Source organism: Njordella calcicola, assembly GCF_056494125.1.
Window position 1 is genome coordinate 6,425,492 of record NZ_CM151396.1, and the last position, 12,217, is coordinate 6,437,708.

The following is a 12,217-nucleotide window of genomic DNA, read 5'->3' on the forward strand; positions in this document are numbered from 1 at the left end:
GAAACAGGCTTGCATGATAATCACGCAAGCCTGTTTTAGTTCTTTAGCAGAGATTCAACTCAGCTTAAGGCAACGAGGACGATCCCAGTACCCGTTCTTCTTCTTCTTCCGGAATAATGATTCGCGGAGTCACCGTCATCATGAAGGTATTGGCTGTGCGGCCCACACCCACGTTGCTGAACAAGCGGTTGATATAAGGAATCTTGCTGAGCATCGGCACACCTTGCTCGGTACGACCTTCCGACAGGCGTTTGATACCGCCCAACAGAATCGTTCCACCGTCAGGTACAACCACGGTCGTGTTGATCGACGTGTTGCTCAAGGTTGGCAACTGAACGGTCGAACCAACAAAGTTACGTTGCTCGTTATCGTTACCAGGCAGTGGCTGTCCGTTAGGTCCAGTCACCTGAGTACCCGAGTTGGACGATGTCGAACCGGTGAAGGTAAACTGGCGGTCGCGGTCGGTAATCGTGGTGAACGAAGGAGCCAAAGTCATTCGGACGAAGCGTCGGTCTTGGGTAACAACTGATTGCACCGTTAACTGCGTCCCATCGTGAAGAATCGCGATGATCGGTTGCTGTGCGACGGCGAAATCTCCGACGACTGGCGTCAACCCCGTCACGAACGGTACGTTAGCACCGTCGGTAACTGTCGCAGACTGACCATCGAACATCGTAACCTTCGGAGCTTGCATCACGTTGGTTCGTGTATCACCCTGAGCAGCGTTCAAGAAGAAGAACATCTCGATGTCGCTGAGGATGGCAAAGCCCAAGGAAGCACCCGCGGTTGGATCGAAGTTAGCAAACCCTGGCGGGATCGCATTGGCAAAGTTGTTTTGCCGGAACTGCAAATCCAGATCGGAAGTAATTTGTGGTGCCGTATTGAAGCCGTTGATTCCACCGGACAAACCGAAGGAAGTCGATGGCCCGCGGTCATCTCGCGACAATCCAACACCCGACAAACCTGGCCGTGTGCTGTTGTTGTCATCGATGTTGAAGTCGAAGTCGACACCCATACGCTCGAAGAACGTATCGCTCAACGTGATGAAGCGGATTTCAATCGTGACCTGCAGGTTCTGCAAAGCACGCAGTTGCTTGAGCAAGGCTTGAATCTGCTCGTGCGTTTCCAATGGAGCGTTGATGATCAACGACAAGTTCGATGGGAACTGGTTGATGGTATCATCGGTATCCCATTCGCCCGGGATTGTATTGGTGATCAAGTCGATCAGCGTACCGAAGTCAGCCATCGCTCCACCACCCATCGCTCCGCCGTTGCCGCCGAAGCCACCGCCGCCCATGCCGCTACCCATGCCACCCATCAGGTTGCCAGGCAGTGGACTGCCCATTCCACCTCCGAATCCACCAGGCATCGCTTGACCTAACGCACCTGCGTTTGGATTGATGCCCTGTGAACCCATCGCTAGTTTCGCAGCGGTCGTGGCGTTTTGGTTTTGCACCAACGCAAAACCGGTTTGTGTCTGATAAGCAGACTCCAATGCACTGGCAAAAGGAGACGAATTCCCGGCACTAAAGTTTGGAATCGGAATCACCAAGTCACCCACGTTGTAAGCGACCGTTTCGCGTCGCTTCTTGATCGTACGGCGACTGGTAATCTGCAGCACTTCGTCTTTGACTAGGTAAGTCAAGTTCAGCGGTTCGAGCAACAGATTCAAGGCGCTACGCAGCGAGATTGAGTTTCCGTTTAGCTCCAGCGAAACAGGTTGCTCGTTGGTCAAACCTTCGGCCGACATCCCCACAGGATCGATGATGATTGGAATACCAGTCATCTGTCCGATGGTTTCTACCGCATAGGACAATGGTCGTCCTTGGAAGCTAACCGAAACCGATTCCATAAGTTTCTCACGAATCACGCGTTCGGCAGGCGAAACTTGGATGCCTTCGCCAGTCGATCGACGCATCGCTTTTTCCAGATCGCTTAAGCTTGGCATTACCAACGGCTGATCAGGGTTCGGTGCCACGGCCGCCAATTCGGTCGCGTGCATAATGTCCAGGAAGCCTTCCGACTTCATATCCTTCACGGTCTTGTTGTCAAAATTGCGTCGTGCAATTTTAGCCTTAGTGACCATGACGGTGGACAGTTCCGAATCTGGCATCAACTCGCCGACCTTCTTGGCGACGATTTCCGCTTCGGCAAATCGCAGCTCTTCGTTCAATTGATTGTATTGATCAACCAAGCGTTGGACTTCCGCACTGACGCGTGCTTCTTTCGCGGCTTTATCGACGATACCTTTTTCAATTTGCGAATTGCGTTGCTGCTGATTGATCGCAGCTTCGTTCTGCTTGACGTACGCTTCGACGTTGTTGATCACGCGATCAACCATCGCGAGGTATTCTTTACGAGCTCCACCATCAACCGATGATTGGCTGACGCGTTGACGCAGCGACTTCAGTCGATCGAGAGCTTGCAGCGGTTGGTCGTTGACCATTCGCTCGGCTTCGGCGATTTCCGTCGTAACTTCGCGGAACATTTTTTGTCTCAGCAAAGCTTGCTCTTGTGAAGCAGCTTGAATGGCTGGTGGCATTTCGCGAGGAGCGATTTGCTCGGGTCCCGCGTTTTGTGTCAACAGCGTAAGTTTATCTTTGAGTTGTCCTCGGGTGAGCGGATCCATTTCCGCTTCCTTTTTCCATGCTGCCGAGAACAGTTGCAAAGCTCGCTGACGGTTTTGAGCCGTGAGTGCTTCGACACCTTGTCGGTACAGTTCTTCTCCGCTCAGCGAAGTATCGACGGCGGTATCTGTGGCGGTATCTGCGAACTGCAGATTGCTGGCAGGTCGAACCTGCGTCGCATCGTTACCCGCTTGGTAGGCACCGGTGTGCATAGGCGAACCGGCGACCGGCGCTACAGGCATTTGGCCTGCGGCGGGCTGCACTTGGTTCTGCTGGAGAGCAGGGTTGCGTTGCATTTCGACCCGAGCAATATCCATCGCGACTTGCCATGGACGAACTTGGTTGGGTGCATACGCCGTTTCAGGCACATGGAGAGCGTTCGCTTGATCGATTAAGTTGCGAGCAGCTTGAACATCGCCGCGGCTGAGTGCTAACCTTGCTTCTGCCGCAAGTGCCACTGCTCGGTCTCGGACCGGGTTTGGCTGCGCAGCAGGCGCATTTGGTGTCGCAAGTAGTTGCGGTGAGGTGTTCGATTGGCCAGCCGAATTACTTGGCGGCGTTGTTGCAGCGGTGGCCCCGTTGACGGGGGCGGCTGTTAAAGTAGGCGGCACTTGAATCTGTGCCTGCAATTTTTGGCAGTCTGTCGCGACCACAGTCACAGCAGCAACGCTAAAAAGGATTGGCGAAGCGCCCGCGGCAATTGCCGACAGGAGTCGCAAGCTGCCCAACGGTATTTTCACTTTCAACGCGACACTCCTTTTTCGCGACGGTGTGAAGTTAGCTACCCTTTGGATAGGTAGCTAGTAAAAACGATGCTAGTCACATCTATCTATCGGATGTTAAAATCGCCGGATTGAATAAACTTTGACAATCTTAACGCCTTGTTCGTCTTGTCAGAGAAATTTCAACCATGCTGGCAAAATAGATTGAAGCGGCACTTACCTGGCTTACCAAATGCGCAACCGCTGCAACTCAACATCACGACGTTGCTAGCAGTGAGAGGAATAGCTAGAGAAATCGATGAAAGTCAATATCATCGCGATGATACGATCCACATTTTTTGCGAATACTGCGAACCCTTACGAAAGCCCCTCGTGAATTTGCCCCCCTCTGCGCCCTTAACCGATCGGTCTGCTTGGTCCAATCGACTGCAACAAAACTGGTTCTTACTTTCGCTAGCATTGGTACTCGCTGTCGGCAGCCTAGCCAATAGGTGCCTGGCACCTATTGTGGAGCAGAAATGGCTGCAAAACACGATTGTGTTCGCGGTCATGTTTTTGATGGCTTTGCCCATCCCCTGGCAGTCGATCCACGCGTCGTTGATGCGGCCCTGGCCAGCCATCCTGGGATCAACCGTTAACCTAGCCGCCTTGCCTATCATGGCCGCCGTGATTGCCAGGGTGCTGCCGCTGGAACTGGCCAATGGAGTGATCGTCGCTGCGGTTGTGCCATCCACCGTTGCCTCGTCGGCGGTTTGGACGCGCCGAGCCGGCGGAGACGAGACCGTCGCGATCTTAATTACGTTGATTACCAGTGGCCTGTGCGTGCTGGTCACACCTTTTTGGATGTCTGCATTGATTCAGACCGAAATCCATCTCGACACCTGGGCACTGGTCGCCAGCTTGCTTTATTTGATCCTGATCCCGATCCTGATCGCTCAGGGTTTGCGTCGCTCGCGGGTGGTCCAATCTGTGGCGGAACATTCGAAGACGAAGCTCAGCGTGCTGTGCCAAATCGGGATCCTGTGCATGGTGTTCATCGGCGCGATCCAAATGGGGCAACGCATCGCTGACCAAAAGTCGGCGGCGTTGTCTTTTGTTTTTTGGATCGTGCTGGCTTGCGTGATTGTCCTGTCGCTGCATTTAGCGGCGATGGCGTTGGCGTGGCACACTGCGCAGTGGACCGGTGTACGCCGTGAGCAACGAATTGCAGTCGCGATCGGCGGTAGCCAAAAAACACTGATGGTTGGGTTAAAACTCGCCATCGACGCCGGGGCAAGTATTTTGCCGCTGGTGGCCTACCATGTGCTCCAGTTGTTAGTAGATGCCGTCATTGCTGGGAAATGGAAGCGAGCTTCCGAAAAACACCTTCAAGAGCAGTGAGCGTTCCCACCGCTTTTCAGCTAATCGAATCAGAAATTCGCTTAGCAGTTGCAACTTTGCCTCCGTCAGTGCATCATTGACGTCCTGAAACAGTTCACTCCATCAAAACAGTAGCCAATGACGACTCGACGAAGAGCACGAGAAATAGTTCTGCAGGTTCTTTACCAAGACGACCTCAACCCGACCCGCAATTTTTCCACCGACGATGGATTCTTTGCCAAACGATTGCTGGGTAACAAACCGCTAATTGCGTTTGCCAAAGAGATCCTGGAAGGAGTGCGTCGTCATCGAGATAAGATTGACAAAACGATCGGGGAATACGCGGTGAATTGGTCGGTCAAACGGATGTCGACCATCGATCGAAATATCTTGCGACTGGCAACTTATGAGATGCTGTACGCGGATGTGCCCGATCGTGTTGTTATCAACGAAGCCATCGAGCTGGCCAAACGTTACGGCCACCATAATTCGGGTAGTTTCGTCAATGGAATCTTGGATCGTGCAATCCGCATGAAGTCCGAAGCCGTGGCGTCCGAATCGGCGAATTAAGCTAGAGCGGCAAGGCCAAATTGGCTGTGTCCCCTCTGTCATTCCAAAGCAACTTCAAAGAAACGAGCTATGCGCATCCTATCGGGCATTCAGCCCACCGGCCGATTTCACTGGGGCAACTATTTTGGCGCGATCCGCCAATACATTGACCTGCAACATGAACACCAAGGCTTTTACTTTATTGCAGACCTACATGCCTTGACGACCGTGCGAGATCCAAAAGTCTTAGCGGCCAATGTGCGTGATGCTGCATTGGATTTATTGGCTTTGGGACTAGACCCTGCGAAAGCCACGCTGTTTGTTCAATCGGATGTGCCTGAAGTGAGCGAGCTGTGTTGGATTCTGATGACGGGAACACCGCTAGGCTTGCTGGAACGATGCCATGCGTACAAGGACAAAAAGGCTCGTGGCATCACAGCCGACGCCGGTCTGTTCACTTATCCTGTCTTAATGGCTGCTGACATTTTGGCCTACGATGCCAACTGGGTCCCTGTCGGTGAAGACCAAGTGCAGCATATCGAAGTATGCCGCGATCTGGCTCGCAGCTTCAACGCTCACTATGGCGAAGCCTTCGTCATGCCCGAAGCCAGAGTGATGCGAGAAACCGCGAAGGTGCCTGGCACCGACGGCGAAAAAATGAGCAAGAGCTATGACAACACAATCGCCATTTTCGAAGACGTGAAGGCCGCTCGCAAAAAGATCATGCGAATTGCCACCGACTCGCGTCCCATGGAAGCCGCGAAAGATCCTGAGACCGATAACTTGTTCGCGCTTCTCAAATTAGTCGGTTCACCAGCCGAAATTGAGGAAGTAGCCGCCATCTACCAACGCGGCGGTTTCGGATATGGCGACATCAAAAAGCGAGTGGCCGATGCCGCAGAAAGCTTCTTCGCGGACGCTCGAGCGCGACGCAGCGAGTTGGAACAAGCTCCCGAGCAAGTAGACCAGATCTTGAAAGACGGTGCCTCAAGAGCTCGTAAAGCGGCTGGCGAAGTTCTAGCACGAGTCAAAAACGCGTGCGGCCTTGCCCATGGATAGTTCCCTATGAGTTGGAAAGCGCAACCTGGCACCGGGGCTGTCCTGAGTATTGGGACAGACATCATCGAGTGCGTTCGTATCGCCCAAATGATCGAGCGGCATGGTGAACTGTTTTTGCACCGTGTCTATACGCTACATGAAATCGCTTATTGTTCAGCCAGACGTTCCTGCAACCAGCATTACGCGGGTAGATGGGCGGCGAAAGAGGCTGTGCTGAAAGTCTTGGGCACAGGCTGGTCCAAAGGGATTCGCTGGACAGACATCGAAACGACCAACGCCGCCTCGGGCTCTCCATCCATTTTGCTATACAATCGCGCTGCAGAAATCGCTAACAATTTGAACATCGCGAATATTTTGATTTCGATTTCTCACTGTCGCTCGCATGCCGTGGCCTACGCCACCGCGATCGGCTGAGCTAGCCGATTTTTGTACAGACGATTTCGTGCGGTTCGACTATCCAAGAAACCCCACAAGTGTTTGCGGAATAACGCCACAAAATCGAGGCTCGATTTGAGAGAGAGTCTCGGGGGGAAAAATGCTGATCGCAAATCTATTTTGCAATCAAATACGACACCAAAGTGGTCATCCACAGCAACGAAACCACAAGGACCGACAAACAAGTCGTACGTACCCAAAACTGAGTGGACTGGTTCGACCAAGGGCTGGCAGGTTGCTCACGTAACTCGCGTCGCAAAAATTGCTGACGCTGTTCAATGTCCTGAAAGAGAGCCGTTTGGCTGGCTTCCAACAGTCCATACTGAATAGAAAGTTCGAGTGCACCGTAAAGCAAATGGCGACGACCTTGTGCGTCGATACCGATTGCTTCGAAAAACCAAACCTGCTGGCCGTACTGTGTATCGGTCTCTTCATTCAAGTGAACGCACCGCAGGTTCTCGATGCGTGAATGGTCAGGACAAAAATCCTTCCGCATCAAGCAGCGACGTGCCTGGTCGGAGACCGCTTGCCATATTTGGCGAGGAAACTGAACTGGATCAATACTGGGCGTCATTTCAAATACCCTTCCATACAGCGGCGAGCAGAATGCCGTTAAGATAGCCTGCCGTGAACTCGTGATTCATTATACGAACGAAACGTGTCTTGGGTCACCCGCAAAAGGGCTTCGCTTTGAACATTCTTTGAAAAAAATTTCACAAAGCGTTAAGCTGTAGGATTGTCGCCCTTTTAAGGGATTGCAACCGCCGCTGCCGCCGATGCACCAATCTGGTTCCGAATCGCCGTCTCGTCATAAGGAAGCCTTTGACGCAAAATCGGTGCCGGACTTCCGGGTCGGTAAGACCCCAGCGTATGTCGGTCTTCCAACGGCCTCTGCAAAGTCCACTTGTATGGGGCGAGCGGAATGCTGCCGAAAAATCGTGCCCCTGAAATGAATGGCTGCAGATAAGGAAAACGTTGGTGACCATGGCGCTCCAACATCGCATCCTCGAAGTACAACGGTTGATGGTAGAAACCACCGGGTACCCAAGGTTTCGTTTGATAATAGATCAATCCGCGTTCAGCACCCATCGGCAGCGGCACCGAATCAGGCAGCCGATCGGTCGTGACATCGTCGGGATACTCGCCGGTCCCCACGTCGACCAAGGATAGGTCCGCAATTTTGATGTCATCCAAGGCTATGGGTGGCCGCGCCACTTTGGGTTCCGGGATACCGGTCACGTCGTTGGAATCCTTGGAACGCTTGGGAAGTAGATTCAAGCGATCGGCGGGCACGCGTTCCGGTGAAGTGGGAGTCGCAGAGCCTGGTGATTCGACGCTCGGAGCAGTGGCGGCCGGATCCGTTTCCTGAATAAAGCTCACCACTCCCCGGTTTGAAGAAGCTGGCACGAACTGGACGTCGGAGCTGCTTTCCACTGGCAATCGGAACACGTTCTCCTGAGCTTCTCCATTGGAAGACAGGCAGAATGTAACTGACAGTGCAAGTGACGCTAGCTTAACTCGGGACATCCGTGTCACCTTCGGAAGTAACAGTGTTTCAAAAAGTCGATCCAAGGGGTGACCGACAAAATTGTCGGGGATCGACTTACTCCTGGTTATTCGGAAGCTTTCGACAGTCAGCTTGACCCGAACCATCGACAAGCGTGCAAGGATTGCACGATTGAGAAGGCCCAATTGCCTAGACGGCACAGCTTAGCATGGAATATCCACGCGCGATCTATTCCGCAATCGCTGAGTCGGCAGCTGCTTTGGCGGCCTTCGGATCCTGCTGCGATTGATCAAGTTTGACCTTATCGCGATCCAAAAAATTGAGCGATGCCGAATTCATACAGAACCTCAGCCCCGTCGGTGTCTGCGGTGCATCGTTGAATACGTGGCCAAGATGAGCATCACAGCGACTGCAATGAATCTCGACCCTAGAATAACCTAGCTTGTTGTCGATCGCCTTGCCCACATTCTTGGCCTCGATCGGTTGATAGAAGCTTGGCCATCCGGTCCCTGAGTCAAATTTCGCTTGAGAATCAAACAATGGTTGGCTGCAACACACGCAGACATAGACTCCATCTTTCTTGTAGTCATGATACTTGCCTGTATATGCCTTCTCGGTATCGTGCTTGCGAGTAACCGAAAATTGAATTCGAGTTAGCCTCTTTCGCCACTCGGAATCGGGAATCGATTTGTAGTCCACTTTGTCATCCGGCTTCAACTCCGCGTCCTCTTCGGTAATTGATTTAGGACTATTGCGAATCGGATCGTCCGCCCAACTAACCGCACTTTCAATCGCCAGACTTCCCAGTCCCAAAGGAATGGCCCAAAGGAAAATCTTCAGCCAGCGCGTGCGATGCATGCCACTGGGTTGGCCCGCGTTTGCTACAGTATCAGTCATTTGCTTCCCCCTCGATTAAACAATGCAATGCTGCGTATCGAAAAACTCTCTGTGCGTCCAGCTCTTGGGTCACCCCTTATTCTACGCAATCTTTCCCTAGCTGCCTACAAAAATGAGATTTTGGTGATCCTGGGACCAAGCGGATCAGGAAAGACGACCTTATTACGCTCAATTACCGGTCTATGTCCGATCGATTCGGGCACCATTTCTATTTTAGGTCAAGATTTTCAGTCACTGCCCCCGGCCAAACGCGACATCTCACTATTATTCCAAAGCGGCAACTACTACGACCATTGGACCGTACGGCGGCATTTACAAACGGAGCTAGCAGCCAAAACGCAATCGCGCAGCAACCAGACGCAAGCTCTTCAAACCATCCTTGACCGAACAGGTCTCGCAAATTTCGGTGATCAATACCCTCATCAGCTCTCTGGCGGACAACTCCAACGGCTTTCGCTCGCTCGCGCCATTGCCGCTGATCGCTCAATCACTCTAATGGACGAACCTTTTGTCCACCTGGATGATTCGAGCAAGCAGGAGCTTTTTCCACTACTTGATTTACTCCAATCGGAGTCGAAATCCATCGTTTATGTCACCCACCGCAGCGATGACGCCATGCGGATAGCCGATCGCATCGCCGTCTTGCTCGATGGCGAGATCGCTCAAATTGGTATCCCTACAGATATCTACCACAAGCCAAAGACGATAGCCATCGCTCGCTTGCTAGGTACCGCGCCGATGCAATTCTTTTCCGCCCGAGCCATGAACTCGCGGCTTACCGTACCTATCGGCGAACAAATCGTCATGTTGCCTGCTCCCAATTCGATAGTAGCCATTTGCCCCGACCAATTGATTTTGGGCGTGCGGCCTGAACACGTGGAAATCCATCCCAACCATCATGAGGCGACCGCAACCGCAGCGTTCCCGGCAAACACACTTTCATTCGCAGCTCGCGTACACAAAATTCGCAGCCTGGGCGCTTGGGAACTGGTCTCGTTAAAGTGTGACCACGAGTTTTCAATCCTTGCTTTAAGACCAACGGCTAGCGTCCAGCTAACGCCGCAACAAAACGTGATCTGTTCCATTGCTTCCGCCAACATCTTATTCTTTGATGCGGCATCCCAAGCTGCGATTTCAGCTCCCAACTAATCGACGGTCTTCTGCAAGCGCAAAGCGTTTGGGACCGATGTGATGGCGTAACAGATAGTCAATTAGCTCCTCGGCCCCCACAGTCTCATCTTCGGTCAGCAAGAAGTTGGCAAAACGAGCCGGACTTCCAACAGCCAGCCCCTGATCCTGGGAATCTATGAACGCTCGTGGTTCCGAAGTGATCATGGACCAGATCGATTTGGCACACAGTGTTGGATACGCGTCGCGAACAAACTTGGCTTCGTTCCAAATGTTCAAATCAGGATTACTAGCCAAAGAGTCGGTTCCTAAAAACACAGGCACATGCGATTGGAGCAGTTCTACCAACGGATAGCTTGCATGCTCAAATGCAGCATGTGTCCGAGGACAATAGACGACGGCCATGTTCTGCCGATGCTTCGATAGCAACTCGATCTGCGATGCATCCAAGTAGTTGCCATGAACGACCAACGCTCGATACGCTTGCCCCAAAAGATGCAGCACTTCATCCACGCTTTGAAAACTGGCCGTTTGAAATGCTGCGTCACGATGGCCAGCTAAGAACGATTCAAATGGATCTGTTCGATGCCGTAACCAATTGAGTTCCTCTCGCGTTTCAGCGACATGCATTGCGATCGGAATCTGTTCTGTGCGCGAAAGCTCGACGGCTTGCTTCAACAATCGCCGATCGGTGGTGTAAGGAGCGTGAGGGCTGATGCCCGACCAAGCGGCCTTTCCCTCGACCGCTTCCGCGAAAGCTTGCCTTGCATCTTGCATCATCTGCCAAGTGCTGGCCGCTCGGTTTGCATTGATCGAAATCAATTCGGGAAATGGCACAACAGCCAAGCTACTGGCCACATCATATTGACCGGGAACGTAATTGCTTACGATATCGAAGATAATGCCGGTCGCTTGCTCAGCCATCGACTGCAGCATTTGAGTTACCGTTTGACGTTGCGCTGCGAGACGTTCCACTTCGGGTAGCTGCATCGATTGACGCCGAAATTGAATGACTGCGGTAATCCAATCTACGAAGTTTCCGTTCCATGCAATAGGTTGTTTAAGATCGCTCAAGTCCAAGTGACAATGGGCATTCACCAACGTCGAGCTCAAGCAGCTATTGCCTAGATCGATGACGGCTCCATTAGCTTGATTTCCGATTGCTTGAATTATACCGTTGGATACAACGACATACCCATCGCGGATCGGCATCCCATCGGCTGGAATAATCCATTTTGCTCGAATGCTACACAAAGACACAATACGACTCGATTATGATTTCTATCAACGCAGCGCAACCATTGTTGCGCGGCAGCTACTGGGCTGCGTGCTTATTGTACAGAGCCCACCCCATCTGCTAGCAGGCTGGATTGTAGAAACCGAAGCTTATCTGGATCGCGGCGATCCATCTTGCCATGCAGTTCGCGGTGTGACCAAATCCAATGCGACCATGTTTGGCAGAGCAGGGCGGCTGTATGTCTACCCCATCCATGCAAAGTACTGCATGAACGTCGTCACCGGCCGCGAAGGGCAAGGCCAAGCCGTTTTGCTGCGAGCAATGCAGCCCTTGCTCGGAGTAGAAGCGATGCAGCAGTCGACCGGCCGGCAAGATTTACGAATGCTGATGCGTGGTCCTGGCCGCTTATGCCAAGCATTGCAAATCAGCCGCCAGTGGGACGGTGTCGACCTGTGCTCCAGCTCGCAGGTCTGTATCGTTCAACTTGCTAAACCACAGCGGCCAAAGTTCACGATCGGGATCTCGCCGCGGATCGGGATCTCCACCGCTCGCGAACTGCCGCTTCGATTCTTCGTCGATGGCAACCGTTTCGTCAGCGGGGGCCAGCGTGTGCATTCCCAAAAACCCATCCGCGAAATCAGCAGCGTGTTTCCTGGCGTTTCCGGCTTTGCCTGGTAAGCAACCTATGCTTTACGTT

11 protein-coding genes are annotated in these 12,217 nt (G+C 52.7%); 6 read left to right on the top strand and 5 right to left on the bottom strand.

Translation table 11 applies throughout. The features are described from left to right. Positions 1 to 64 precede the first annotated feature (64 nt). On the bottom strand, positions 65 to 3,367 hold the full coding sequence (locus SH302x_RS24825) for a secretin GspD/PilQ domain-containing protein (RefSeq protein WP_479369315.1): 3,303 nt from the start codon (positions 3,365 to 3,367) through the stop codon (positions 65 to 67). A gap of 354 nt (positions 3,368 to 3,721) precedes the next feature. Here SH302x_RS24825 and SH302x_RS24830 point away from each other — a divergent pair, with 354 nt between their 5' ends. From SH302x_RS24830 to acpS, 4 genes are all read left to right on the top strand, one after another. Further along, a complete protein-coding gene (locus SH302x_RS24830) occupies positions 3,722 to 4,729 on the top strand; it encodes a bile acid:sodium symporter family protein (protein WP_479365630.1) in 1,008 nt (335 codons plus the stop codon). Between the two features lie 117 nt (positions 4,730 to 4,846). Continuing rightward, positions 4,847 to 5,278, top strand: a complete 432-nt coding sequence (gene nusB, locus SH302x_RS24835) for a transcription antitermination factor NusB (RefSeq protein WP_479365632.1) — start codon at positions 4,847 to 4,849, stop codon at positions 5,276 to 5,278. Positions 5,279 to 5,347: 69 nt separating this feature from the next. Continuing rightward, entirely contained in the window at positions 5,348 to 6,316 is a 969-nt protein-coding gene (trpS, locus tag SH302x_RS24840) for a tryptophan--tRNA ligase (RefSeq protein ID WP_479365634.1), read from the top strand. Positions 6,317 to 6,322: 6 nt separating this feature from the next. Then, complete coding sequence (gene acpS / locus SH302x_RS24845) at positions 6,323 to 6,730, top strand: holo-ACP synthase (protein WP_479365636.1); 408 nt, start codon at positions 6,323 to 6,325, stop codon at positions 6,728 to 6,730. A gap of 136 nt (positions 6,731 to 6,866) precedes the next feature. Here acpS and SH302x_RS24850 read toward each other — a convergent pair whose 3' ends face one another. From SH302x_RS24850 to msrB, 3 genes are all read right to left on the bottom strand, one after another. Continuing rightward, positions 6,867 to 7,325, bottom strand: coding sequence for a hypothetical protein (locus tag SH302x_RS24850; RefSeq protein WP_479365637.1), 459 nt, complete (start codon positions 7,323 to 7,325; stop codon positions 6,867 to 6,869). A 173-nt stretch (positions 7,326 to 7,498) separates the two neighbouring features. Further along, on the bottom strand, positions 7,499 to 8,278 hold the full coding sequence (locus SH302x_RS24855) for a hypothetical protein (RefSeq protein ID WP_479365639.1): 780 nt from the start codon (positions 8,276 to 8,278) through the stop codon (positions 7,499 to 7,501). A gap of 208 nt (positions 8,279 to 8,486) precedes the next feature. After that, positions 8,487 to 9,155 (bottom strand): peptide-methionine (R)-S-oxide reductase MsrB, encoded by a 669-nt coding sequence (gene msrB, locus SH302x_RS24860; protein ID WP_479365640.1) that lies wholly within the window; start codon positions 9,153 to 9,155, stop codon positions 8,487 to 8,489. 27 nt (positions 9,156 to 9,182) lie between these two features. On the opposite strand from msrB, the gene SH302x_RS24865 reads away from it, so the two are divergent. Continuing rightward, positions 9,183 to 10,304: an ABC transporter ATP-binding protein gene (locus tag SH302x_RS24865; protein WP_479365641.1), complete on the top strand. Its 1,122-nt coding sequence runs from the start codon at positions 9,183 to 9,185 to the stop codon at positions 10,302 to 10,304. On the opposite strand, the gene SH302x_RS24870 is transcribed toward SH302x_RS24865, so the two are convergent. Then, positions 10,290 to 11,543, bottom strand: coding sequence for an amidohydrolase family protein (locus SH302x_RS24870; protein WP_479365643.1), 1,254 nt, complete (start codon positions 11,541 to 11,543; stop codon positions 10,290 to 10,292). The two genes, SH302x_RS24865 and SH302x_RS24870, sit on opposite strands and share 15 nt — an antisense overlap. Between SH302x_RS24870 and SH302x_RS24875 the strand changes: the two genes are divergently transcribed. Then, the gene (locus tag SH302x_RS24875; RefSeq protein ID WP_479365644.1) at positions 11,527 to 12,198 is read left to right on the top strand and encodes a DNA-3-methyladenine glycosylase; all 672 of its coding nucleotides are present in this window, start codon (positions 11,527 to 11,529) and stop codon (positions 12,196 to 12,198) included. The genes SH302x_RS24870 and SH302x_RS24875 overlap by 17 nt on opposite strands. Positions 12,199 to 12,217 lie beyond the last annotated feature (19 nt).